The 25,703-nt window shown below is 45.9% G+C and carries 26 protein-coding genes; 22 read left to right on the forward strand and 4 right to left on the reverse strand.

The features are described 5' to 3' along the window. Positions 1-19: 19 nt before the first annotated feature. The 6 genes from ABU165_RS02250 to phoU all read left to right on the forward strand — a co-directional run bounded on the left by ABU165_RS02250 (position 20) and on the right by phoU (position 7,085). Complete coding sequence (locus tag ABU165_RS02250; RefSeq protein ID WP_129612064.1) at positions 20-2,188, forward strand: peptidoglycan D,D-transpeptidase FtsI family protein; 2,169 nt, start codon at positions 20-22, stop codon at positions 2,186-2,188. A 365-nt stretch (positions 2,189-2,553) separates the two neighbouring features. After that, complete coding sequence (locus tag ABU165_RS02255; RefSeq protein WP_009794878.1) at positions 2,554-3,543, forward strand: PstS family phosphate ABC transporter substrate-binding protein; 990 nt, start codon at positions 2,554-2,556, stop codon at positions 3,541-3,543. A gap of 52 nt (positions 3,544-3,595) precedes the next feature. Next, positions 3,596-4,570: a phosphate ABC transporter permease subunit PstC gene (gene pstC / locus ABU165_RS02260; protein ID WP_009794879.1), complete on the forward strand. Its 975-nt coding sequence runs from the start codon at positions 3,596-3,598 to the stop codon at positions 4,568-4,570. Beyond that, positions 4,570-5,448: a phosphate ABC transporter permease PstA gene (gene pstA, locus ABU165_RS02265; protein ID WP_009794880.1), complete on the forward strand. Its 879-nt coding sequence runs from the start codon at positions 4,570-4,572 to the stop codon at positions 5,446-5,448. Before pstC ends, pstA begins: the two co-directional genes overlap by 1 nt. Positions 5,449-5,544: 96 nt before the next feature. After that, a complete protein-coding gene (pstB, locus tag ABU165_RS02270) occupies positions 5,545-6,372 on the forward strand; it encodes a phosphate ABC transporter ATP-binding protein PstB (RefSeq protein ID WP_318059541.1) in 828 nt (275 codons plus the stop codon). Between the two features lie 53 nt (positions 6,373-6,425). Further along, positions 6,426-7,085 (forward strand): phosphate signaling complex protein PhoU, encoded by a 660-nt coding sequence (gene phoU / locus ABU165_RS02275; RefSeq protein WP_009794882.1) that lies wholly within the window; start codon positions 6,426-6,428, stop codon positions 7,083-7,085. Positions 7,086-7,179: 94 nt separating this feature from the next. On the opposite strand, the gene ABU165_RS02280 is transcribed toward phoU, so the two are convergent. Both ABU165_RS02280 and ABU165_RS02285 read right to left on the reverse strand, forming a co-directional pair. Further along, on the reverse strand, positions 7,180-7,713 hold the full coding sequence (locus ABU165_RS02280; RefSeq protein WP_009794883.1) for an endolytic transglycosylase MltG: 534 nt from the start codon (positions 7,711-7,713) through the stop codon (positions 7,180-7,182). After that, entirely contained in the window at positions 7,710-8,081 is a 372-nt protein-coding gene (locus tag ABU165_RS02285) for a hypothetical protein (RefSeq protein WP_009794884.1), read from the reverse strand. Before ABU165_RS02285 ends, ABU165_RS02280 begins: the two co-directional genes overlap by 4 nt. A gap of 322 nt (positions 8,082-8,403) precedes the next feature. Here ABU165_RS02285 and ABU165_RS02290 point away from each other — a divergent pair, with 322 nt between their 5' ends. The 15 genes from ABU165_RS02290 to ABU165_RS02360 all read left to right on the forward strand — a co-directional run bounded on the left by ABU165_RS02290 (position 8,404) and on the right by ABU165_RS02360 (position 24,114). After that, on the forward strand, positions 8,404-9,054 hold the full coding sequence (locus ABU165_RS02290; protein ID WP_187445330.1) for a DUF4912 domain-containing protein: 651 nt from the start codon (positions 8,404-8,406) through the stop codon (positions 9,052-9,054). Continuing rightward, complete coding sequence (locus ABU165_RS02295) at positions 9,008-11,350, forward strand: glycosyltransferase (RefSeq protein WP_318059540.1); 2,343 nt, start codon at positions 9,008-9,010, stop codon at positions 11,348-11,350. The genes ABU165_RS02290 and ABU165_RS02295 overlap by 47 nt, the downstream gene beginning before the upstream one ends. Positions 11,351-11,391: 41 nt before the next feature. Further along, positions 11,392-11,967: a hypothetical protein gene (locus tag ABU165_RS02300; protein ID WP_318059539.1), complete on the forward strand. Its 576-nt coding sequence runs from the start codon at positions 11,392-11,394 to the stop codon at positions 11,965-11,967. 111 nt (positions 11,968-12,078) lie between these two features. Beyond that, positions 12,079-12,228 (forward strand): 50S ribosomal protein L33, encoded by a 150-nt coding sequence (gene rpmG, locus ABU165_RS02305; RefSeq protein WP_022544192.1) that lies wholly within the window; start codon positions 12,079-12,081, stop codon positions 12,226-12,228. Between the two features lie 144 nt (positions 12,229-12,372). Then, positions 12,373-12,930, forward strand: a complete 558-nt coding sequence (locus ABU165_RS02310) for a 5-formyltetrahydrofolate cyclo-ligase (protein ID WP_318059538.1) — start codon at positions 12,373-12,375, stop codon at positions 12,928-12,930. Beyond that, complete coding sequence (locus tag ABU165_RS02315; RefSeq protein ID WP_353762519.1) at positions 12,923-13,711, forward strand: DUF92 domain-containing protein; 789 nt, start codon at positions 12,923-12,925, stop codon at positions 13,709-13,711. Before ABU165_RS02310 ends, ABU165_RS02315 begins: the two co-directional genes overlap by 8 nt. An 85-nt stretch (positions 13,712-13,796) precedes the next feature. After that, positions 13,797-13,988: a hypothetical protein gene (locus tag ABU165_RS02320; RefSeq protein WP_009794893.1), complete on the forward strand. Its 192-nt coding sequence runs from the start codon at positions 13,797-13,799 to the stop codon at positions 13,986-13,988. 226 nt (positions 13,989-14,214) lie between these two features. Next, a complete protein-coding gene (locus ABU165_RS02325; RefSeq protein WP_253617993.1) occupies positions 14,215-15,750 on the forward strand; it encodes a rhomboid family intramembrane serine protease in 1,536 nt (511 codons plus the stop codon). Between the two features lie 165 nt (positions 15,751-15,915). Then, positions 15,916-17,373: a spore germination protein gene (locus ABU165_RS02330; protein ID WP_022544188.1), complete on the forward strand. Its 1,458-nt coding sequence runs from the start codon at positions 15,916-15,918 to the stop codon at positions 17,371-17,373. 329 nt (positions 17,374-17,702) lie between these two features. Beyond that, positions 17,703-17,906: a YqgQ family protein gene (locus tag ABU165_RS02335; protein WP_009794897.1), complete on the forward strand. Its 204-nt coding sequence runs from the start codon at positions 17,703-17,705 to the stop codon at positions 17,904-17,906. An 18-nt stretch (positions 17,907-17,924) separates the two neighbouring features. Continuing rightward, positions 17,925-18,890 carry an ROK family glucokinase gene (locus ABU165_RS02340; protein WP_094767060.1) on the forward strand — a complete coding sequence of 322 codons (966 nt, stop codon included), beginning with the start codon at positions 17,925-17,927 and terminating at the stop codon, positions 18,888-18,890. Positions 18,891-19,240: 350 nt separating this feature from the next. Next, positions 19,241-21,118: an LTA synthase family protein gene (locus ABU165_RS02345; RefSeq protein WP_318059535.1), complete on the forward strand. Its 1,878-nt coding sequence runs from the start codon at positions 19,241-19,243 to the stop codon at positions 21,116-21,118. 109 nt (positions 21,119-21,227) lie between these two features. Then, positions 21,228-22,415 carry a M14 family metallopeptidase gene (locus ABU165_RS02350; protein ID WP_318059534.1) on the forward strand — a complete coding sequence of 396 codons (1,188 nt, stop codon included), beginning with the start codon at positions 21,228-21,230 and terminating at the stop codon, positions 22,413-22,415. Between the two features lie 122 nt (positions 22,416-22,537). Next, a complete protein-coding gene (locus ABU165_RS02355) occupies positions 22,538-23,698 on the forward strand; it encodes a YqgU-like beta propeller domain-containing protein (protein WP_318059533.1) in 1,161 nt (386 codons plus the stop codon). Positions 23,699-23,793: 95 nt separating this feature from the next. Beyond that, positions 23,794-24,114 carry an MTH1187 family thiamine-binding protein gene (locus tag ABU165_RS02360; protein WP_318059532.1) on the forward strand — a complete coding sequence of 107 codons (321 nt, stop codon included), beginning with the start codon at positions 23,794-23,796 and terminating at the stop codon, positions 24,112-24,114. An 87-nt stretch (positions 24,115-24,201) separates the two neighbouring features. Here the strand turns inward: ABU165_RS02360 and ABU165_RS02365 are convergent, their stop codons facing one another. Then, complete coding sequence (locus ABU165_RS02365) at positions 24,202-24,375, reverse strand: DUF2759 domain-containing protein (RefSeq protein WP_009794905.1); 174 nt, start codon at positions 24,373-24,375, stop codon at positions 24,202-24,204. Positions 24,376-24,458: 83 nt separating this feature from the next. Next, positions 24,459-24,947: a hypothetical protein gene (locus tag ABU165_RS02370; protein WP_009794906.1), complete on the reverse strand. Its 489-nt coding sequence runs from the start codon at positions 24,945-24,947 to the stop codon at positions 24,459-24,461. A gap of 110 nt (positions 24,948-25,057) precedes the next feature. Between ABU165_RS02370 and ABU165_RS02375 the strand changes: the two genes are divergently transcribed. Then, entirely contained in the window at positions 25,058-25,690 is a 633-nt protein-coding gene (locus ABU165_RS02375; protein WP_009794907.1) for an MBL fold metallo-hydrolase, read from the forward strand. The last annotated feature ends 13 nt before the right edge of the window (positions 25,691-25,703 follow it).

A 25,703-nucleotide genomic window follows, 5' to 3' on the forward strand; every position in this document is an offset into this window, starting at 1 on the left:
AAAGAAGTGTGCTGCTGTTTTGAATAAAAAGAGAAAAAAGAAGAACCATGTGCCTATGAGGCTGAACATGCTGTTCTTTGCTGTATTTTTGCTGTTTTCCATGCTGATCCTTCGCCTTGGCGTTGTTCAGATTGTGTATGGGGATGACTACAAAAGGGAAATTGAGAGGACGGAGGACGTGACTGTCAATAACCCTGTTCCGCGGGGCAAGATGTTTGACAGCACTGGCAAGGTAATTGTGGACAATACGCCGCAGAATGCCATCACTTACACAAATAAAGGCGCAAGCCAGGAGGAAATGCTTAAGGTAGCGGAAAATCTGGCCAGCCTGATTCAGAAGGATACAGAAAAAGTCCAGGAGAGGGATAAGAAAGATTACTGGATCATAAAGAACCAGGATAAGGCAGATGCAAAAGTAACACAAAAAGAGCTTGATGCCTTAAAGGAAAAATATGAAGATGATAAAGAGTTCAATAAAAAAGTATATGATTTGAAACTGGATCGCATCACAGAGGAAGAGCTGAGTTCCCTCACAGATAAAGATTTAGAAATTCTGGCGATCTACAGGGATTTCACAAGCGGATATGCATTGACTCCGCAAATCGTGAAAAATAAAGATGTCACCAATGAAGAATTTGCAGTTGTCAGTGAAAATCTTCAATTCCTTCCAGGCGTGGACACGACAACTGACTGGGAAAGATATTATGCTTTTGGCAGCACGCTGCAATCGGTGCTGGGAAGGATCTCAAAATCAGATGAAGGCCTGCCTGCGGAAAAGGTGGATTATTACCTGGCACGAGATTACAGCCGCAATGACAGGGTCGGGAAAAGCTATATCGAATTGCAATATGAGGATGTTCTTCATGGCCAGAAAGCAAAGGTTAAAAATATAACCGATAAAGGCGGAAGCCTTCTGAAGACTGAGACGATCAGCGAAGGGCAAAGGGGCAAGGACCTGGTCCTGAGCATCGATATGGAACTTCAGAAGGAAGTGGAAAAGATCCTTGAGGAAGAGCTCAGGGCCGCCAAGCGTTCCCCTGGAACCGCACTTCTAGACAGGGCATATACCGTCCTGATGGATCCGATGACCGGGGAAATCCTGACGATGGCCGGCAAGAAAATCGTTGACGGCGAGATGCAGGATGATGCCCTGGGAAATATTACGACGACCTATAATGTCGGATCAGCTGTAAAGGGTGCCACCATCCTTACGGGCTATAAAGAAGGGGTCATCCAGCCGGGGTCAGTCATCTTCGACGGGCCTCTGCGAATCAAAGGCACTCCAATAAAAAAATCATGGAAGAACTTTGGGCCGCTAGATGATATCAATGCGCTGAAATATTCCTCCAACGTCTATATGTTCCAGACAGCCATAAGGATCGGGGACGGTGTCTATAAGCCGGACAGGCCGCTCCCGCTCAATGAGGAAGGGTTTGATACAATCCGGGATTCCTTCGCGCAATTTGGACTTGGGGTCAGGACAGGAATCGACCTGCCGAATGAGCAGACCGGATTCAAGGGGATGAGCGACAAGCCCGGTTTTATGCTTGACCTTGCAATCGGGCAGTATGACACCTATTCCAATATGCAGCTTGCCCAATATGTTTCCACTATCGCCAACGGCGGCAACCGGATGGAGCCCCATATTGTCAAAGAAATCCGTGAGCCTCTGATGGACAACAGTGAACTCGGGCCGATTCTTGAGGAAATCAAGCCGAAGGTCTTGAACAGGCTTGATGTAGAAGAAAACTGGATTGAACGCGTCCAGGAAGGCTTCAGGAGGGTTATGCAGGAGCCGGGCGGCACAGCTTACGGAAGCTTTGGCGGAAAAGGGAAAACTTATAAGCCGGCAGGGAAAACGGGGACTGCGGAGGCCTTCTACGATGGACCAAGAAGAGAGGATTTCGGCAAGGAGCCGCCTGAAACCATGAACCTGAGCCTTGTAAGCTATGCACCTTCAGATAATCCTGAGGTAGCCATGGCTGTTCTAGTCCCATGGGCCTACCAGGGAAGCGTCGATCATGGAGCCAACAAAAAAATCGGCGAGCGTGTGCTGGATGCCTATTTCGATCTGAAGAAGAAGCGTGCCGAAGAAAATAAAGATAAAGAAGAAGCAGTCCAAAAAGTGGAGAATATTGAAGATGTAAAAGAAGGCCAGGAAGCTGAACGTGAGGAAGCTGGACTGTAATAAGCAAGGCACGCAGACTCATCATAAAATGCATGCGCATTTTTCTCCTGCGCGTGCAGTTTGAAGAAGCAGATTCAACGTCCTGCAGGAGGCAGCAGAGTTTTTGAGACCCCGCGGAAAGCGAAGTGCCTGGAACATAAATCAGCAGCTATATAAATCTTTCATTATAAGTATAAGCCTGTCTCCTCCGGGGACAGGCTTTTCTATGTTCAAATTTATCTTCATTCCCTCAAATCCGACATTTTAATACAAAAGGAGACCTCATTTACAAAAGCTTTACATTTAGTTAAAACCAGATTAATAGAAAAGCCTTATTCTAATACTCGTAGGACAAAACAACCAAATCTCTTAGGGGGAATAAAGAAATGAAAAGCTTTAAGTACTTGGCACTATCAGCAATGATCGGGGCAGTGCTAGCATTCACAGCAGCTTGCGGCAACTCTGAAGAAGGAACAACAAATGGTTCCCAAACAGACGGGGGCAACAGCACAGAGCAAGCAAGTGATGAAGATAAGCAGCTTCAAGGCGAAATTAATATCGATGGTTCTTCTACTGTATATCCAATCATGGAAGCTGTCGTTGAAGAGTTCGGAATGGAACAGCCTGGAGTAAAAGTTTCTGTTGCATCATCAGGTACTGGCGGAGGCTTTAAGGCATTCATCGCCGGTGACACAGATTTGAGCAACGCATCCCGTCCGATTAAAGAAGAAGAAGCAGCAGAGCTTGAAAGCAAAGGAATTGAATACACAGAATTCAAACTTGCCAATGACGGCCTCTCTGTTGTAGTAAGCAAAGACAATGACTGGGTTGATCACCTGACTGTTGAAGAACTGAAGAAAATGTGGATTGAAGATGGATCAGTGAAAAAATGGTCCGATATCCGTGAAGGCTGGCCTGAAGAGGAAATTAAATTCTATTCACCAGGTACAGATTCCGGCACATATGACTATTTTGATGAAGTAATCCTTGAAGAAGCGCCTATCGTTGAAAAAGCCACACTTTCTGAGGATGACAACGTACTGGTACAAGGTGTAACAGGCGACAAAAACGCTATTGGCTACTTCGGCTATGCTTATTATGCTGAAAACAAAGACAGCCTGAAGGTTGTTCCGATAGACGGCGGAAACGGCCCTGTTGAACCGAACAATGAAACAGTAGAAAGCGGAGAATATGCACCATTGTCAAGGCCGCTCTTCACTTATGTGAAAAACGAATCTCTTAAAAATGAAGAAGTTTATGAGTTTGTCAAATATACGATCGAGAATGCCGGCGTCCTTTCAGAAGATGTAGGCTATGTAAAGCTGAAGGATGAAGAGTATGATGAGGCAATGAAGACATTAGAAGGCCTTAAATAATATTTAACAATTTTATGATGGGAAGCGCGTCACCTGTGCTTCTCATCTTGCTATGCGGATGAAAGGGGTTTTCATTTTGGCACTATTAAAGTCATCGGACACATTTTCCGTCCAGGAAATGATTCAGGAAAAAAAGCAAAAGAAAAATGCAGGAAATATAATTGAAAAGCTCGTACCTTGGCTTCTGCTGCTGACAGCTGCAGTTTCAGTGCTGACGACGATCGGCATTGTCATGACTCTTATTGTAGAAACATTCATCTTCTTTGACAAGGTGAGCATAGGTGAGTTCCTGACCGCCCAGAAATGGTATCCTTTCTCTGAATCACAGGGTTCATATGGGATTCTGCCGCTTGTTTCAGGAACATTGAAAGTAACAGCCATTGCTGTTATAGTTGCGGTGCCAATCGGCCTCGCATCGGCCATCTTTTTGAGTGAGTATGCATCTGACAGGACAAGAAGGATCATTAAGCCGGTCCTTGAGGTTCTGGCCGGCATACCGACGATTGTTTACGGTTTTTTTGCACTGACATTTGTAACGCCAATCCTTCGGGATATTATTCCTTCTCTTGAAATCTTTAATGCCCTGAGCCCGGGAATTGTGATCGGCATCATGATTACGCCGATGATAGCTTCCCTTTCGGAGGACGCTATGTCTTCGGTTCCGCGTGCGATGCGGGAAGGGGCTCTTGCGATGGGATCGACTAAGCTGGAGGTGGCCTTTAAGGTAGTCCTGCCGGCAGCATTATCAGGCATTATTGCTTCCGTTGTTCTTGCAGTATCAAGGGCAATCGGAGAAACAATGATTGTAGCAGTGGCAGGCGGATCGACTCCGAACCTTTCGTGGGACGTGACAAACAGCATCCAAACCATGACAGCCTATATTGTCCAGGTCAGCCAGGGTGATGCCGGCTACGGGACAACGATCTATTACAGCATATACGCGGTTGGATTTACACTCTTCCTGTTCACTTTAGTAATGAATCTGTTCGCCCAGTTCATTTCCCGCCGCTTTAGGGAGGAATACTGATGAAGCTGATTGACCATACATCTGTCGTTAACAAAATGAAACCAAGGCTGTATAAGAATGTACTGTTTAAATTGATATTCCTGGCAGCTACCATGTTTGGATTATTGATTTTAGGAATCTTATTGTATCGGATACTCACTCAAGGAGCCGGCTACCTTGATATGCAGTTCCTTCAAAGCCTGCCATCCCGAAAGCCTGAACTGGCAGGGGTTAAAACAGCTTTGATCGGAACCATTTGGCTCATGGGCGTCGTTGCCCCGGTATCACTTCTGCTTGGAGTGGGAACGGCGATCTACCTGGAAGAATACGCGAAGAAAAATAAGTTTACTGATTTCATCCAAGTGAATATCTCAAACCTTGCAGGTGTGCCATCGATCGTTTTCGGGCTGCTCGGTCTGACTGTATTTGTAAGAGCAGCAGGATTTGGCACAAGTGTTATTGCTGCCGGGCTGACTATGAGCCTGCTTGTTTTGCCGATCATCATTGTAGCCTCACAGGAAGCGATCCGTTCCGTTCCCAAAGAGCTTAGAGAAGCTTCTTACGGAATGGGTGCCACCAAGTGGCAGACCATTGTGCGTGTTGTTATGCCTGCTGCGGTGCCCGGCATACTGACAGGCGGCATCCTGGCGCTGTCCCGGGCAATCGGGGAAACAGCTCCGCTCGTCGTCCTGGGACTTCCGCTGTTCCTGGCGTTCCTGCCGAGGTCTGTGTTTGATATGTTCACTGTACTGCCAATGCAGATTTATAACTGGACCGGAAGGCCGCAGGAGGAGTTTCAGGCGCTTGCAGCTGCAGGAATCATTGTTCTGCTCGTGCTTCTGATCGGCATGAACTCTGTTGCCGTCCTGATCAGAAATAAATTTCAGAAAAGATATTAAGGCTCTTAAATGTTTGATCAGATTTCAGCTTGCCCATTTTTCATGGGCATCCAATCAGACGGGCTAATAATATAGGATGAAGGGGAGTTTTTCATAATGAACGCAACAAAAGATAAAGTGAATGCACCAGCAGTCAGAAAAGGCACTACCCAGGGGTCTGTTAATGAAAAAAGCATCGTATACAAAACGAGCCAGCTGAACTTATGGTATGGCGACAATAATGCATTGAAGAATATCGATCTGGATATCTATGAAAATGAAGTGACAGCCATCATCGGCCCTTCAGGCTGCGGAAAATCAACTTATATCAAAACGCTGAACAGGATGATTGAGCTTGTTCCCGGAGTCAGGACTTCAGGAGAAATTGCTTACAGGGGCAGGAATATTTTTGATAAGTCTTATAAAGTGGAAGAGCTGCGTACAAAAGTAGGCATGGTATTCCAGAAGCCTAATCCTTTTCCGAAATCCATCTATGAAAATGTCGCCTACGGGCCAAGGATCCATGGGATCCGCGATAAAAAAATTCTTGATCAGATTGTGGAAAAGAGCTTGAAGGGAGCAGCTATTTGGGATGAAGTGAAGGACCGGCTGAACCAGAATGCCTTTGGTCTGTCCGGAGGCCAGCAGCAGCGTCTCTGCATCTCCCGCTGCCTCGCCATTGAACCTGATGTCATCCTGATGGATGAGCCGACCTCTGCCCTGGACCCTATCTCCACACTGAAGGTTGAGGAGCTTGTGCAGGAGCTGAAGAAAGAATTCAGCATCATCATCGTTACCCACAATATGCAGCAGGCTGCCCGTATTTCAGATAAGACTGCTTTCTTTTTAAATGGTGAAGTGATCGAGTTTTCCAATACAGATAAGATCTTCTCGAATCCTGTTGACAAGAGGACAGAAGATTATATTACAGGCCGATTTGGTTGATGCCCGGTTAAAAAGGAAAACACACTTTACAGGAAAAGAAGGGAGCTTATAAAATGGCAATCCGCGAAAAATTTCATTATGATTTAAAAGAGCTGCAGAATAAATTGATGGAACTGGGCAATTTTGCCGATCAGGCTTTGCTCCGGGCGATTAATGCCCTTGAAAGCAAGGATATTGAGTCATCGCTTGAAATCATGGAGGACGATACAAAAGCTGATGTGCTGTATGAGGAAATCAATGATCTTGCCATCCTTCTGATAGCGAAGCAGCAGCCGGTCGCAATTGATCTAAGAAGAATCATTGTGGCGATCAAAATTGCCACCGACATTGAAAGGATAGCTGATTTTGCCGTCAACATCGCAAAATCAACCATCCGCATTGGAAGCGAGGAGCATGTTAAGCCGATCGTCCATATTAAAGAAATGTACGAAATCACTTCCAGGATGCTTAAGATGTCGCTTGAGGCTTTCAATGAAGAAGATGTCAGGAAAGCAAAAGAAGTGGCAGAAATGGATGATCAGGTTGATGACTTGTACGGCCAGACGATACAGGAGCTCCTGCAGATCAATCTGCAGAAGCCTGAATACCTGCCGCAGATCACCCAGCTGTCCTTTATCTGCCGCTATCTTGAAAGGGCCGCAGACCATGTGACCAACATATCCGAAAGCGTGTTTTATCTTGTTAAAGGAAGGCACTATGATTTGAACAGCTAAAGCAAAGAGCCCTGCAGGATCCCGGATTCTGCAGGGCTCTTTTATTTGAATGAAAATGGATGGAGGGCAAGTGCCTCTCCATCCGCTTCTTTCTTTATCTGCCTTTGGTAATGACAGTTGCGATCTGCTGGGAAGTCATCTCATTGTTCAGTTCAAACGTGCCAAGCTGGATCTTTGTATGCATGCCGCTGGAAATGAGGTACTGCTTAAATGCTGACTCATTGGTGATGATCTTTGCTGCAGCCAGCTGGCTTGCAATTTCTCCGGTATCCATTCCGCTTGAAATCGTGATTTTATAGGTAATCACCTTTGGTTCAGCTTCGTTTTCCTGCTCATCTTGTTTGGTTTTTTCCTCTGCATCTGCCTTTTTATCGCCTTCATTGGATGGCTTTTCAGCGGCTTGGCCCTCTGCCTTGCTGCCTTCTGTTTCATTAGCAGGTTTGCCCTTCAATTCATTGTATTCTTTTTCCGTTAAGAGGACATATCCATTTTCCTTTACGCTTGCCTTGGCAGCTTTAGCATCTGCGAGACTGATATAATCGTCTTTTGAAAAGAAATAAAAAGCACCAATGAGACACGCTGTAATCAGCATCCCAAGTGAAAATGCCCGCAAGGTCAGTCTGTTCATGAGTACTCTCTCCTTGCAGAAAATTCATTGACGATCTCCTGTACAGAGTTTCTGGAAAGGGAGGACTGCTTTGAAATCTGGTCGATGGACAGCCCCTGCTGTGAAAGGGAGAGAACCTGATTCTTCAATATGGGATTAACTGGCCCGGAAGAGAGCGGCTGGCCTGCCGGTTTGGCAGCAGCTCCGTCAACTAATAGCTCTTCTTCAAGCACCTTCAGCTTTTTCTTAATCAAGTAAAGTTCCTGTATCTGATGGATTGATACCTGGTCGATTTCTTCACGAATGCTTTTATATGGATCTTTCAGGAAAAACGAGAGTATGAGAAGCAATATTGCCGCGGCTATCAGGCCGATCATTACATAACCCATTATATTCACCTCAATAATAATTTTTTAGTGCCCTAGTAATTTTACCATTACAGATGACAAAATTCGACTCCATCTAGCAGGAAAAGAAGGTTTATCTGCATAATCCGTACTTTTGGCCGAGTTTAAAACAGAATCCGGCCGGAATGACTGGTTCTAAACTCATGCAGAAAAATTAATTTGCCCTCCGGTGCCAGTGCTCAAAGGACCTGCATAATACGACAAAATGCGTTCATTGTGGGGGCGCAGGTTCAGTGATAACATGAGAGTAATAAGACGGGCCGGCAGGGCATATAATGGCAGGTTGGCCGGCAGGAGGTGCACCATGCAATCTGAAATTATCAGATTAAGGGAGAAAGGGCTTTCTTTCAGGAATATTGCAAAAGAGCTCGGTACAACCCGGGGAAAAGTTCAGTATCAGTGGATGAAACACTTGAAAGAGACGGAGGAGAAAGAGGATGAAAAGGAGCAAAAACAGAGTGTGACAGAAGCGGGCCGGGTACCGCCGGATTGTTTGATGAAGGAAGAGGGGATAGCTGCCTGGCAAGTGCAGGATGGATGCATATATTCCTTCTGGAGGACGGCAGCTATGAAGAAATCCCTTGCTGCGTCATATTTTGAAGTTCATGTAAGTGAACTGGAGGATGCAATCAGGCTTTATGATATCACCAGCATAATCTTTAATGGCAGCAATGCACACAGTATCCAGGAACATATCCTCGCTGAAGGGCAGAACTCCAGCATTTTTAAAAACCTGGCCCCTGACCGGTCTTACTGCATTGAAGCAGGAGCCAGGATTCGCGGCAGATTCATACCCTTTATGAGATCCAATTCAGTTCAAATACCGAGGAATTCCGAAGCACAGGCAGGGCGTCTTAAGGAAGATCTAAAAGCACACGAAAATGGGTCCCCGCCAAATTGGATTGAACATGTCAGCACATACAGCTTTTATAGAAATGAAAAGGGAGGCGTTTAAACTGGCTGCTACAGAAGGATTTATCGTATACGCAGAAGCGCCTGTCATGAACTTTTATTCAGAGAACCGGGAAATGCAGGATGAAGTTTTTTCTTTTACTGAGAAGTTCGTTCTGCTTCTCGACAATGTTCAGGAAAAACAAGGGATTAAGCTGGCGGTAACTCCCATCTACTTTGAACTTCTCGATCAGCCTGATTTTCAGCAGAAAATGGCTGACTATTTAAACAAGGATAAGCGGGCTGGAAAGGTGCTTCAAATTTGGGAGAAGCATCAGGGAAGGCTGAATATCTTTGTGCGCCAGCTTGCCGAAAGCGGCCAGCTGGAGCTCCTTGCTTCTCCGTCATGTTCAGCGATCCTCCCTTTTCTTTCGACTCAGCATGGAATAAGAATGCAGATTGATTCTGGGATTTCCATCATAAATGATTATTTTTCCATCCATCCGGCAGGATTCTGGTTTCCAAAAGGGGCTTACGAGCAAGGGCTGGATCTTTATCTGGCTGAAGCAGGTATCCTTCACAGCTATATAAACGGCAGGACGATCGGCTATGCAGACCCGGCGCCGCAGGATGGAAGGAAGAGAGAGGTCTTATCTCCCCACGGGGTAATCATGATTCCTGTCTATCACTTTAAGGGGACAGAAAAAAAGGAAGATGGTATGCCGGCGGTCAGCCTGCATGATCTCAATGTTTCTAACCTTGAAGAACTATCCGCTGTATCAGTCTCCTCCGCCAAGGAAAGAGCTGAGGAATTGGAAAGGGTGCACCTTTCCTCATCATTTTTAGAAAATTGCGGAGTTCCATTTGAAGAGATATCCGGCTTATGGGAGGAGTGCTTCTTCCAGGAAAGGAAACTTGAGAAGATTGCAGAATCTTTGATGAATAGCCGGGAGCTGAGGATTTATAAACAAATGGCAAGAGAATGGATGTTTTTCTTGAATACCCTTGGAGCACATCCCGATTACCGGGGCGAATCAGAGAAGCATGCCGAAGCATTCCGGAAGCTGGAGAAGCTTTTTGCGGCTGGGGAGGGAGGAGAGGCCTTCCTGGAGGAACTGGAGGTGAAATCACCCATCCTTGCAGCAATTGGAGGCAGAGGAGGGCATATTGCCGAAAAGGGCAGTTTGCCAAAGATACTGATGCTGTCCTGGGAGTACCCGCCCAATATCGTCGGAGGCCTTTCCCGTCATGTCCATGGACTGGCCACCAGCCTTGCAGGAAAAGGCTTCGACGTTCATGTTCTTACTGCCGGTACAGACGGCGCGCCGAAGGAGGAGAGTGCAGATGGAGTCACTGTCCATCGGGTGAAGCCGCTTGCTGCTGCAGAAGAAGATTTTCTGTACTGGGTAGGGAGCCTGAATCTGGCTATGGCTGAAAAAGGGCTGGAGCTGGCACGTATCCACCGCTTCTCCCTCATACATGCACATGACTGGCTTGCAGGACCAGCTTCAGAATCGCTGAAATCTGAGCTCGGCATACCGCTCTTGGCAACGATACATGCAACGGAATATGGAAGGAATAAGGGCATATATACGGAAATACAGAAGTTCATTCATCAGAAGGAAAGCAGGCTGGCTGAGGCTGCAGATATGCTGATTGTCTGCAGCAGATATATGAGAGATGAGATCCGGAAAATCTTTCATATAGAAGGAAAGCCTGTTCACATCATAGCCAATGGAATTCATCCTGGTGATTTTCGCCAGCCGGAAAAAGATGTTTTAAGCCAGCTGCCAGTTGACCCGCACAGAAGGCTAGTATTTTCCCTAGGCAGAATGGTGAAGGAAAAAGGCTTTGATACCCTATTGGAAGCAGCAGCCCTCATGAAAGAAGAGTTTCCGGATGTGTATTATTTTATAGCTGGAAAAGGTCCGCTATTGGATTTCTATAGAAGGAAAACGGAAGAAATGGGGCTGTCCGGGACCGTATTCTTTATAGGATTCATTGGTGATGAGCAGCGCAACGCTTTATTTTCACTATGTAATGTTGCGGTTTTTCCAAGTGAATATGAGCCTTTTGGTATAGTGGCGCTGGAATCGATGATGCATGGCAAACCTACCATCGTGTCAGACACAGGCGGCCTGAAAGGGATTATCAGCCATAGAAGGACAGGTCTGCTGATGGAGCCGGGAAGTGCTCAAAGCTTTAAGGAACAAGCCGCTTTCCTCCTTTGCAATGAACAAGAAGCCGAAGTGATCGGAAGCATGGGAAAGACTGCGGCTCTGCAGCTGTTCAGCTGGGACAGGATCGCTGAAGAAACCAAACGGGTGATTGAAGACTGTGTGCTGGGCTGCAGAATCTAGCGGGCCATCTGACTATATAGAAGGGATAAAGGTGCGAGGCAATGAGACAATCAGCCAATCTGCAAGATTTGGACCAAGACAGCAGGCGGGCAGGCGGGAAGCTGCTCGTCAGGCAGGGAGTATGGCTGGAAGGCCGGACCTGCTGGCAGGAAAAGGGATATGGCGGGGAGATTTTTCTTAAAAAAGGAGTTACGGTCTCTTTTAGCCAAGAAAAGGCCGAAACAGAATCTGATTTATTTTTTGCGAAAGTGGCAAATGATCAAGCATCTTCCATCTCTGTTAAATTATTGTTTGCTTTTTATCAGGAAGCAGCGGGCGAGGCTTTTTCATTTGTTTCACCTTCAAGAGAGGCGATTTATCACGCATGTAATAACAAGCTGTTCCTGATCACTCCTGATTCACCCTGCAGGAATCGGATACAGCTTTCGGCCCTGTCCATGAGTGCTGCTTTGGACGGACAAATCTGGAAGCATGAAAAAAGGGGAATATTGAATTATGTCCCGATGATCAGGGGGGAGACTTCCAGTGTGCTGCTTTTGGAGATTTCCATACCAGCAAAAAATATGGTCCATGGAGGGGCTTCTGTTTCGCTAAGGCCGCTGGATAAGAATGTTTGATCAAAAATTAAAAGTCATGAAAAAACGGACTAGCATTTAAGCTGAATTAATGATATTATAGAAAAGTCGTATGAACGAACTAGGATGAAACATAGTTTGGAGGGAAATTACATGCGTGTGAACATTACGTTGGCTTGCACAGAGACTGGTGATCGTAACTATATTACTAAAAAAAATAAACGTAACAACCCAGATCGTCTTGAGCTTAAGAAATACAGCCCAAGATTGAAGCGTGTTACATTGCACCGCGAAACAAAATAAACAGTGGATTCTTCCACTGTTTTTTTGTTTTCATTTTTAGAGTCCGGACTTGTCCGGGCTTTTTTTTTCTTCATCCGTATATTCCTCTTCATATCCCCTATTATGCTATGATGAAGAAAAAGGCTCTGAAGGGAAGGAAATGACTTGGCAGATAAAAATAAGCTTCGGAAAGAAGTGAAAGAGAAGCTTTCGGAAATAACGAAACAGGAATATGAACAATATTCCTATCAGCTAGCACAAAGGCTATATAATGAAGAAAGCTGGAAAAAGGCAGATACAATCGGGATAACAGTCTCCAGGTTTCCTGAACCGGATACCCTGCAAATTATCCGCCGCGCCTGGGAGGAAGGGAAGAGGGTCGCAGTCCCTAAATGCTTTCCTGCGGATAGAAAGATGGAATTCAGGAGGCTGACTTCCTTCCTCGAGCTGGAATCCGTGTATTACGGTTTATTGGAACCTATTGAAGCATTGACAGAAAAGATTGAGCCGGAGGAATTCGGCCTGATGATTGTCCCCGGCCTTGCTTATTGTTCCGGCGGCTTGCGGCTTGGCTTCGGAGGAGGCTATTATGACCGCTGGCTAGCCGGATATGGCGGGGACACCATTTCCCTTGCCTTCCGCATGCAAATGGTTCCTGAAATGCCTGTTGAGCCCCACGACAAAAAAATTGATATGATTATTACAGCTCCTGATGATGTTTGATTTTTTATGGCCGGCAGCTTTTGTGCTGCTCGCAGCTTTCCTAAGCCTGAAGCTTCGGCTTCTGGCTCCGTCAGGGAGCATTGCAGCCGCAGCAGCGGGAATATGCATAGTTATGGGGACCGGCTGGCGGGGGCTGGCTCTTCTGGGGCTGTTTTTTTTAACATCCAGCTTTTGGTCGGTATATAAAAAGAAACAAAAAACAGCGATGGAAGAAAAGCAGGGAAAGGGAGCGCAGAGAAACTGGCTTCAGGTCGCAGCCAATGGGGGGCTTGCTGCACTCTTCAGCATCATATACGCTTTTGATCCGCAGATCCTGTGGCTTTCTGCCTTTTCTATTTCCCTGGCCAGCGCCAATTCGGATACCTGGTCTTCAGAGATAGGGGCTTTGAGCAAATCCTCCCCTATCTCCATCAGGACATGGAGAAAAGCATCAGCAGGGACATCCGGGGCAGTAAGCGTCCTTGGGTCGGCAGCAGGTGCAGCAGGCTCGCAGGTTATAGCTGGGGGAGCAGCTTTGCTTTTTTCCTTTTCTTCAGAGCATATGATGGCCATCTTTCTGTTCGGATGCATCGGTAATATACTGGATACCTTTATCGGCGCCTATTGGCAGGCTTCATACAGATGTGGATTCTGCGGGGCCGATATGGAAAAAAGCAAACATTGCGGAAACAGGTCTGAATTGGTTTCCGGGTTCAGATGGATGACTAACGATGCTGTTAATTTTGCAAGCGGGTCAGCTGCTTCTCTTTTGTGGATCGGCTGCCTGCTTTGGCTGTCATAATACATACAGGCACCCGGCTGCAACATTTAATGCTGATGGATAATATGGAGTTTTTCGTTAAAAATAATCTCAGGAGGGATGATGTATGTCACGGATTATTTCCATATTAGCCATTGGCATCGGGGGATATTATCTTTATCAAAACCGTTTTCGAGTGGTGAATACAGTGCTGGGAAGCTCTGTCCTGCGCCGCCTGTTTGTTACTTCATTGATGAATGTGCCAGGCGTAAGGAATAAAATGATGAAATCGGTGTTTTCCGGAAACACAGGCTGGTAAGCTTGCCGGAATTGCCCGAAAAAAGGTCCAGTAAGGGCCTTTTTATTTTGGGAAAATGCCGTTCAATTTGTTTAAGTCTGTTTAGGATGGGCGCAAATAAGGAAAAAATGTATAACTGCTGAACGTTCGGGAGCAGGTGCTAGACAAAAGGAGAGGGCATTGCCTATAGTGTAAGAGGGTAAATGCGCCGGAGTTGCCAAAGAAAGTAGGGGAAGCATTGGTATATATGGAAGATTATTTATTTTGGAGGCTGGCCTATTTTTTGATTGCCGAAAAAGACTACAGGCTTGTGCAGATGTCGAAGAACCAGAACGAAATCTGGCTCGAAAAACTGGAAAGCAAGGATACACAGGTAGTCAGGCTGCTGCGGAGAAATCTGGATTGGGGAAATTCGCTCCAGCGCGATATTGACCTCACAGCAGCGAATGGAGAAAACATAAGGAAGCAGGTCAGAAAAAGAGAGCTGACTATCCTCAATATATATATAACGGCTTATCCGCCGGTTGATGATTATACATTCAGGCTTGATCCGCCTTCTGGTGCAGGGGGCAAAACGAAGGTGGCCAATATCCTGATTGACCGGGCAGGCTATGAAGATGGGCTGAAGAAAGCAGGGGATTTTCTCGGCACTTCCATTTCATTTGACTTAAAGCAGGAGTATGAAGAAGCAGAAGTAGAAAACGTAAAGCGTGCTGCCCTGGGAAATGCAGCTGATAAAGTGAAAGCAGATAAGGCTGTTTTTAATCAGGGCAGACCGATTTTCACCTACCTTTTTATCTTTATCCAGGTAGCCATGTTCTTTTGGCTGGAAGCTAATGGAGGAAGCGAGATAACCTCAGTGCTGATTGAATATGGGGCAAAATACAATCCGCTCATTCTAGAAGGTGAGTGGTGGCGTTTCTTTACACCGATTGTGCTTCATATCGGTCTGCTGCATCTGATCATGAATACATTGGCCCTTTATTATCTGGGAACAGCTGTAGAAAGGATATATGGAAGCACACGGTTCCTGTTCATTTATATTCTGGCAGGTTTCATGGGCGCCCTGGCCAGCTTCCTGTTCAACTCAAGTGTTTCTGCGGGTGCGAGCGGAGCCATTTTTGGCTGTTTCGGTGCACTTCTCTATTTCGGCCTGATTCAGCCCAAATTATTCTTCAGGACCATGGGGCTGAACATCCTGATTGTACTCGGCATCAATCTGCTTTTTGGTTTTTCTGTACCGGGCATCGATAATGCCGGTCATCTTGGCGGCCTTGCAGGAGGCTTCCTTGCAGCCGGTATGGTCCATTTGCCTAAAAAAAGAAGATTCGGTATACAGCTCCTTTTCCTTGTACTGGCATCTGCCGTCATTTATTCAGGGCTCTCCTATGGCTTCAGTCCTGACAGGGAGCTTGATGAGGAATCTGTTTTTGTAATGGCGCAGGAATACACCAAGAACAGGGAATATGATAAAGCGTACAGCCTTGTTAGTGAAAGGGTGGAAAACTCAGAAAGTTCTTCTGCTGAAATGCGGCTGCTTCTGTCTTATCTGGAGCTGGAGAGAGGAGAAGCAGAGAAGGCAAGGAACAGGCTTGAAGAGCTTGTCGCTGAACAGCCTGATCTGGATGGGGCGTATTACTATCTTGCCGTCATTTCCTATAATGAGCAGGATACTGCAAAGGCCAAAGAATATGCAGAACAGGCAATTGAACTGAACCCCTCTGAAGAGGGTTATAGACTTTTGCTGGAAGAAATCACAGGTAATGAGGTGCAGCTCGAGTAGGGCTGTACCTTTTTAGTATGCCAGTCCGTAATGGTTAACTGCTCAAGTATATCTTCCTCAAAGATGAACTGGATAATTTCCCGGCATGGTATGTTTTTTCCATCCATTGTCTATGATGAGACTATTGATTGGAATAAGATGTTTATACTGTCAGGATGTGTTGTGATGGAAGGAACGAAAAAGCATGTCAGCCCCGTTCTCCGGGAAAATACCGCCTATCTGAAAGAAGCGCTCGGGGTTGATAAGAGCTTTGATGTGATTCAGCTGAATGTGGAATATGCTGAAAGGGAAATGGCACTGTATCTGGTTGATGGATTTGTGAAAGATGATATTCTCCATTATCTGATGAAATTGCTTTCAAGCCTGGATAAAGAACAGCTGGAAGGGGACACCCTGGCAAAGCTTGTCAAAACCTATATCCCGTATGTTGAGGTAGAGACTCTGGATGATCTTGACAAGGTCGTGGATGCTGTACTGTCTGGCCCCACAGCATTATTTGCAGATGGCGTGGACAAAGCGATCCTGATTGATGCGCGGACCTATCCTGTCAGGGGGCCGGAGGAGCCTGATACGGAAAGAGTGGTCAGGGGATCGAGGGACGGGTTCGTTGAAACCCTTGTCTTCAATACAGCATTAACACGGAGGCGGATCCGGGACCGTACTTTGCGCATGGAATATATGCAGGTGGGGAGAAGGTCAAAGACTGATATTGTGGTCAGCTATATCGAGGACATTGCTGATCCGGATACAGTGAAGAAAATAAAGGAAGCTCTATCAAAGATTGATACAGACGGCCTCCCGATGGCTGAAAAAACGATTGAGGAGTTCATTTCAGGCAGGCACTGGAACCCGTTTCCGATGGTCAGGTATACCGAACGCCCCGACACGGCAGCGACCCACTTGTTTGAGGGCCATATATGCATTATGATCGATGGCTCGCCAAGTGTGATGATAACCCCGACCACCTTCTGGCACCATCTTCAGCACGCAGAAGAATACAGGAACAAGCCGATGATTGGAGCGTATCTGCGATTTGTCCGTTTTCTTGCAGTCTGGGCGTCGATTTTCCTGCTGCCGTTTTATTATCTGCTGGCCGTAAAGCCTGAATTGCTCCCGGAAAACCTTGCCTATATCGGACCGAATGAAGTGGGTGAGCTGCCTCTTATCCTTCAGTTTTTGATCATTGAGCTTGGACTTGATATGCTTCGGATGGCTGCCATACATACTCCTTCCGCCCTTGCGACAGCCTTGGGGCTTGTCGCCGCCCTGATGATCGGCCAGGTGGCCGTAGAGGTTGGGCTGTTCATCAATGAGGTAGTTTTGTACCTCGCCATTGCAGCGATCGGCACCTTTTCAACTCCAAGCTATGAAATGAGCCTCGCCAACAGGCTTGTCAGAATATTTCTGCTGCTGGCCACAGCAGCATTCCATGAATATGGATTCATGCTTGCGGTAACATTCCTTATCTTTATGCTTGCGAGAATCAATTCATTTGGTGTCCCTTACCTTTGGCCGTTTCTTCCGTTCAACTTAAGGGCATTCAGGGATGTGCTGCTAAGATCGCCGATTCCCCTGAAAAACAGGCGTCCGCGGTTTCTTCATCCCAAAGATCCTGATCGTTGAAAGATACATTGGATATTGGCAAAGCCCCTCTTGATGTGAGGGGTTTTTTTTGTATCCAAATTGCTGGGCTTATTTGTTGAAACTCTAATTATCATTGCTGATGAATCAACATGGTATTTTTGGTTTGGTGCAATATGAAAAAGCTTATCCCCCGGCCCATCTGTTCTGGAAGGCTGCTTGAGCTGCTGCCTGCTGAGCCGTTTGTCTTGTTCAGCCTTAAAAAGATCTCAAGCTGCTGTTTTCCATTGAGATAGCTATGTTTTTCGATTATACTTTTGATGTAACCGCTGCAAAAATATGAAAGCAAACCAATAGTAAGAGGGTTGAGAATGAAAAGCATTTATGATGTACAGCAATTTCTAAAAAAGTATGGGACCTTCATTTATATTGGAGACAGGTCGGCTGACCTTGAGCTGATGGAAGAGGAGCTGATGGAGCTCCGGCAGTCCCAGCTGATTGATCCAAAGGATTTTCAGACTGCTCTTTTGCTCGTCAGGCACGAAAGGCAGCTGCAGCTTAAAAACAAACGATAGAAGGAAAAGGTGACAATAATGGCTGAAAAATGGCTGATCGGAGTGGATTTGGGAGGAACGACAACCAAATTGGCTTTTTTGAATTTTTACGGAGAAATCATTCATAAATGGGAGATACCGACTGATAATTCTAATTATGGCAAGAATATCACCATTAATATTGCCAAAGCAATTGATCAGAAGCTTGAAGAACTGGATCACAGCAAGGAAAATGTTGCCGGCATTGGAATGGGAGCGCCCGGCCCGGTAGATCTTGCTTCAGGTGTCGTTTATAATACTGTAAATCTTGGCTGGAAAGATAATTATCCTTTAAAGGATCTGCTTGAAGTGGAAACCTCTTTGCCGGTCATCATAGATAATGATGCCAATTGTGCCGCGCTGGGTGAAATGTGGAAGGGTGCCGGGGACGGCGCTAAAGACCTTGTATGTGTCACACTCGGAACTGGAGTCGGCGGAGGGGTAATCGCCAACGGCGACATAGTACAGGGAACAAGCGGAGCGGCCGGGGAAATTGGTCATATTGCCGCTATTCCTGAAGGCGGGGCTCCCTGCAATTGCGGCAAAACCGGCTGCCTGGAGACGATCGCTTCGGCTACTGGTATTGTGAGGATTGCGCTGGACAAGATGAAAAAGGGACAAGATGAAGGCATGCTGCATGAATTGCACAGGAATAATGGATTCTTATCTGCTAAAGATGTCTTCGATGCAGCCAGACAGGAAGACGATACAGCCGGCAAGGTTATTGAAGAAGTTTCCTTCCATCTGGGGCTTGTGCTGGCCAATATTGCCAATACACTCAACCCTGAGAAGATCGTGCTCGGCGGCGGCGTTTCCAAAGCCGGAAGCATACTGCTGGATCCTGTCAAAGCTCAGTTTGCCCGTTTTGCTTTTCCAAGGGTTGCGGTGTCCACGTCAATTGATATTGCCACTCTTGGCAATGACGCCGGAGTCATTGGCGCTGCCTGGCTTATCAAAAATAAATGATTATAAAAAGCCTTCTGCCTGCGCAGAAGGTTTTTTTTGTAAAGAAAACCGGAGGATTTAAGGTTGGGAAAAAGGAAACCATAATAGCATAGTAAAAAGTCCCCCTATGGCGGGAGACAGTCATCGGACTATAGAAGCATTTTTGGCAGAACAGGACAAACCGGAAACCTTTCATTGTTTGAAACGTCTAATAAGATGGGTAAGAAGGAATCAGCCAATAACCTATTATACATTCAGAATGTAAATGTAAAATTGATTTTTTATTGAGAAAGCATTAAGATTATCTTTGTTGATCTTCCATAATTTAGCATACGCTTGTCTTTCAATCGGCAATGCAGGGAGGTATGATCATGGGGAATAAAAGATGGCCTGCGCTTAACCTGATTGGATTTGCGGTAGCAGTGCTCTGGCTTAAAACCTATATCGCCTATAAAACTAGCTTCGATATAAAAATTGAGAACTTCAAACAGGAATTAATCCTGCTGATCAATCCGCTTAGCTTTTTAATGTTTGTGCTGGGATTCGGACTTTTTCTAAAGAAGAAAAATCAAGTCAGGTATGTTGTAATTTCCAGTTTCATTATATCAGCCATCCTTTTTGCAAATGTGGTCTTTTACCGGTTTTTCAATGATTTCCTGACAGTCCCGGTTCTGTTCCAAACGAGCAATATGAGCGATCTTGGAAGCAGTGTAAGCGAGCTGCTTAATTTGACTGATCTGCTTTATTTTGCAGATTTTATTATTCTGGCCATCATCATGATGTTCAGACCCCAGGCACTGGTGTACCGCGAACATTCCCAAAAGAACCGGAGGGCATTCTTCCTGGCTGCCGTTGCCATTGCCTTCTTTAATTTAGGGCTTGCAGAAACCGAGCGTCCCCAGCTGCTGACACGTACCTTTGACAGGGAAATGCTGGTCAAGAATATCGGCACCTATAATTATCATATTTACGATGTGTTCCTGCAGTCAAAATCCTCAGCACAGCGGGCCTTGGCTGACGGGAGCGAATTGGCGGACATAGGAAATTATGCCCGCGCCAGCTACGTTGCCCCGGCGGATGGTATGTTCGGCATTGCCAAAGGGAAGAATGTCATTCTCATTTCAATGGAATCCACCCAGAATTTTGTCATAAATGAAAAAGTCAACGGGCAGGAAATCACACCTTTTCTGAATGACTTCATAAAAGAAAGCTACTATTTCAATAATTTTTACCATCAGACAGCACAAGGGAAAACATCTGACTCTGAATTCCTTGTGGATAATTCCCTTTATCCGCTCAGCAGGGGAGCAGTATTTTTCACCCATTCCGGGAATAAATTTGCCGCTGCTCCTGAAATCCTGAATCAGAACGGATATTACACAGCGTCACTCCATGCCAACAATAAGAGCTTCTGGAACAGGGATATCATGTATGATTCATTTGGTTATCAGCGGTTTTATTCTCTTCCGGATTATGAGGTGACTGAAACCAATTCAGTCGGCTGGGGGATGAAAGATATCGATTTCTTCGAACAGTCAATACAGCACTTAAAAGAAATGCCTGAACCTTATTATGCAAAGTTCATCACGCTGACCAACCACTTCCCCTTCGAGCTTGGGGAAGAAGATCAGTTCATTGAACCATATACTTCCGGCAACAAAACGGTTGATAACTATTTCCCTACTGTCCGCTACACTGATGAAGCCATTAAAAATTTCATTCAGAAGCTTAAAGATGAGGGGATATATGAAGATTCCATCATCATCCTTTATGGTGACCATTACGGCATCTCAGAGAACCATAATAAAGCGATGGGAGAGTTCCTTGGCACAGAGGTTACTCCGTTTGTAAGCACCCAGCTGCAGCGGGTCCCTCTCATCATACACATTCCCGGCCAGGAGGGAAAAACGATTTCGAAAGTGTCCGGGCAGATCGATATAAAGCCGACTATACTCCATCTCCTTGGCATAGACACCAGGGATGACATCGATTTTGGATCAGATCTGTTTGCAAATGACCGCCAGGAGTTTACGGTGCTTAGGGATGGCAGCTTCATTACAAAAGACTACATTTATACAAGGGACACCTGCTACAGCAAGGAAACCGCTGAACCGGCGGACGCTGCAGCCTGTGAGCCGTATATAGAGAAAGCAAAAAATGAACTTGAATATTCCGATAAAATTATTTATGGCGACCTCCTGAGGTTTTATGAGGATTCTCCGTATATTAAACAAAAGGGCGATAACTGAATCACACGGAAAAAGGGGCTGCAAAGAAAAAATGCAGCCCTTCTTTTATAGACCGTAATGATGGGCCTCTTTCTGTCATACATATGAGAAGATGGAAAGGGGGATCTTCATGAAAGTAGCAGTCCGATCAGGCGATACGCTTTGGTATTACAGCAGTCTTTTTATGGTTCCAGCAGGGCTTTTGGCTGACTCCAACCCTGGAATGGATCCGGCAATGCTGCAAATCGGCCAGGAAATAGCGATTCCCGGCTTTACTGTACAATCCTATATAATCCGCGAAAATGATACCTTCTGGAAAATAAGCGCGTCCCGCAGCCTTTCAGTGGATGCGCTGCTTCTCCTGAACCAGGATGTCAATCCAAACAGGATACAGCCCGGAGAGGAAATACTGATTCCTGTGAGGGCCGTTTCCCCAGTCGTAAATGGGCGGATAAAATATACATTTGACCAGCTTGAAAATGACATCAGGGAGCTTGCCGACATCTTTCCCTTCATAAAGATAGGTTCAGCAGGGGAAAGCGTCCTCGGGAAAACCCTATATGAAATCAGGCTCGGCAATGGGAGCAAGAAGGTGCACCTGAATGCTTCATTCCATGCCAATGAATGGATCACATCATCTGTATTAATGCTCCAACTGAACACATTCCTGCTATCTCTAACCAACAGCACGCCCATAAGGGGCATCAGCACACTTCCTTTATATGATTCAGTCGATCTATCCATCGTACCGATGGTAAACCCGGATGGGGTAAACCTGGTCCTGGAAGGGCCTCCCGGAGGAATGGAAGCAGAACTGGCAGAAATCAACAGGGGCAGCACAGATTTTACAGGCTGGAAAGCCAATATCCGGGGAGTGGACCTGAACAATCAATTTCCCGCCAAGTGGGAAGTAGAAAAAGAGCGGACAGAAGAAAAGGCTCCTGCACCAAGGGATTTTCCAGGGACTGCCCCTTTAACAGAGCCAGAGGCTCAGGCGATGGCAGCACTTGCAAGGGAGCGGGAATTTGGAAGGATTCTTGCCTATCATACCCAGGGAGAGGAGTTCTATTGGGGATATGAGGGTCTGGAACCGCCTGAATCTGCCGCGCTTGCCAGCGAGTTTGCAAGGGTAAGCGGCTATGAGGCCATCCAGTATGTGGACAGTTTTGCAGGATACAAGGATTGGTTTATAAAAGAATTCCAGAGGCCCGGTTTCACGATCGAACTGGGAAAAGGGATCAACCCGCTTCCGTTGTCGCAGTTTGATGAAATATATGAAGAGACGCTCGGTATCTTCCTCGCTTCCATATATATGTAATTCACATATTCGCCGATTATCGGTTTAAAAATTTTTGTTATTAAAATATAATATATTTGTAATATAAAAGATAAATTTACTTGAAACCATTTATGGCTCAGAAGGGAAAAAGGATGTGTGGAATGAAACATGAAGACTCTCACCCATTTTTTAAGTTTTTAGGCCCATTCCTGTTTATATTTGCTTTATCCACACTCATCCTATTCGGGTGCAGCCCCGAGCCTGCCAGCCGGGATGGCGGGGAAAATGGGAAAGGTCATTCGGCCCAGACAGCTGGCAAGGGGCAGGGAGACCAGGAAGAAAAATTCAAGGTGAAGCCTGTAACCGTCGAAGAGGGGGAAATCCAGTCCATCAACGGATGGGTTGGAAAGAACATACTTGCCTTTACTGTTGCGGAACAGGAAGGAACAAAAGTGATTACCCATAATATTAAAACAGGGAAGCAGCAAACAATCTATGAGGATGAGGAACCGATTGCGGCTGTAACAGTCAGCCCATCAGGGAAATATCTGCTCATCCAGTCACCGGCAGGCAATGAAAGAACCCTTACCATCATTGATCATGAAGGAGCCCAATTAGCTGAAGAAACGATGGAGCTGTATGAGCTTGCAGTTGAATGGAATCCTTTTGATGAGAACAGCCTCCTGCTCTCTGTGTTTAATGAGGATTGGGAATTCCAGGTTTACCATTTTCAAATCAGCGGGAATCTGCTTGAAAAAATCGGATTGCCAGAGCCTTTTGCCCAATGGATATCCAAGGACGATTTGTTTTATCTGGATTGGAGCGAGCAAAGCCCTTCTCTCTTTGCTCCTATGAAAACGATGGGGCTTTTGGATGGAGAGGCCAAAACTGTCCTTGATGATCTGATTAAAGCAGAAGCGTTGCCTGAAGGGATAGTGGCGCTTTCTGTCGATCAGGAACAGGAAGGGATGGCTGAGTATACCTTCTATGACGGGGGCTTCCGGCGTGTATCTTCTTTTTCGATGCCTCATTTAACAAGATATTCAGATTGGCTGGTTCCTTACTATGCATACGATCAATCCGCCGGTCATTTTTATACCTTTGAACCGCTCTACAGTACAGAAGCAGATGCATACGCAGAAGGTTTCAGGCTGATCAGCTACAGTCCTGATGAACAGATAAAGGATACCATTTTCGAGGAGATGGAAAACGAGCCTTTGAGCTGCGCTCCAGAAGGCAGCTGGTGCCTGTACGGGTTTTATTTTGAAAAGCTTCTGAATATGGCTGATAAAACAACAGTTGATCTTGTGAAAAAAGAATAGTTTTCCCTTTTGTTTATAAAAGGAAAGGTCTACAATACAAAATGAATCCTCTATGCGCTATAGAGGCTTTGAATAAGATTGAAAGAGTGATGTAAGTGGCTATTGCAGATGTAACAATCATTCCGATCGGAACTGGTTCGCCAAGTGTCAGTGCATATGTGGCAGATATTCAAAGAGTCCTGCAGAAGTTTGAAAGCGAAGGGCTGATCAGGTTTGAGCTGACCCCTATGAGCACGCTTATTGAAGGAGAGCTGCCGGATTTATTCAAGGTTATCGAAGCCATGCATGAAGTGCCGTTTGAAAAAGGCCTTGTACGTGCTGCAACCAACATCCGTATTGATGACAGGCGGGATGTTGCAAGAAAGATGGAAGACAAGGTAGCGAGGGTGCAAAGCCGCCTGGAGGGATTGGAATAACAGAGTAACAGGGCTGCTTTCAAGCAGTCCTGTTTTTCTGTGAAAATAAAAAAAGCTTGCTGCAGGGCAGAAGCTTTTTTCAATGCATTAGTGTGCCGCCGGAAAACCGTGGTGGATAAGGGTCATAACTGCAAACCAGCCGAAAACGGCAAAAGAGCCTCCTCCGAACACAATTCCCAGGAGATTCTTATTTTTAAGCGCAGAGAAGGTGCCGTATGCTGCAAGCAATGAAACTAAAGCAAAGACAATGACCAAGCCCATGTTGAAAAGCCCCCTTTATCGTATGATCAGATTAGTAAAATCTGTATGTAAGTAATGGTTTACATTCGTTATTATTATATATTTTATATACCCAATTTGTCGAGGTCTAAAAATGACACTTCTATGTCGTATGCCCTTGCAATCCCTAAAGCCAGCTCCTCCAGGTGTACCCCGATAAAATAAACGCGCCCGCACGTGAGAGAAGACGATGCAGCCAGATGCTCTTCAAATTGCAGCAGGGCCATCTCCCGCTGGGCCGCCTCCCCGGCTGTTATGGCAAATGGGCGAACAAGCTCCATCCAAAGATAATATTCCCCATTTTCTGAAATGGTTCCGCAATCATCAAAATGTTCCCCCATAATGGCATCTTCCAGGTATATGAGGAGGTGCCGGTCTTCGAACAGATGCCCTTCTTTCAGCAAAAAGACCGCTGTCTCCCTATCCTGTTCAGATTCGAACAAATATAGGGTGCCCGCTGTATCCTTCAGGCTTGTTTCATTTCTGAGCAGCAGATCAAACTCAGGCAATTCCCCGATAAGGCTTGAAGCCTCAGCAGCATAAAAAATCTTCAATTCAGCATCCCCCCGGTTTATTTTTATCCTCTTTATGCAATCAGCTTTAGGTGGTATTAGTAATAGTGTAAAATATACATAAATAAATGTTCAACTGGAGGCTTTATATAATGGAGTGGAAACAGATACCTTTAGGACCGATTCAGACAAACAGCTATGTTCTCTCAAGAGAGGATGGAACCTGCCTGATTATAGATCCGGGTGGTGAAGCGTCAAAGCTGGCAGGGTATATTAAGGGCAATAAGCTGAAGCCGCTTGCTGTCCTGCTGACACATGCCCATTTTGATCATATTGGTGCATTGGATGAAATCAGGGAAGAATTCGGCTGTCCTGCTTATCTTCATAAAAAGGAATCCTCATGGCTGCGTGATCCTTCCCTGAACGGCTCACAGTTTTTCAGGATGGGCAAGGTCACTGCCAAGCCTGCGGATAATCTTCTTGCAGGAGATCAGGAAATGAAAATCGGCGCGTTTTCGTTCCAAATTATTGAGACACCCGGCCATTCGCCTGGAAGTGTTTCATTCTACTTTCCGGAAGCAAGCCTGGTAGCTTCAGGTGATGCTTTGTTCAGCGGAAGCATAGGAAGGACAGACCTTCCCGGCGGAAACCAGGAAAAGCTGCTGAAGAGCATCCACGACAAGCTTCTGGTACTGCCGGAGGATACCCTGGTCCTCTCCGGCCACGGGCCTGCCACTTACATTGGACAGGAAATGGATTCCAATCCATTCCTTAATGGATTCTGAGCTATCAAGTAAA

The sequence above is a fragment of the Cytobacillus sp. T106 genome (genome assembly GCF_040492155.1).
Classification (GTDB): Bacteria; Bacillota; Bacilli; order Bacillales; family Cytobacillaceae; genus Bacillus_AB; species Bacillus_AB infantis.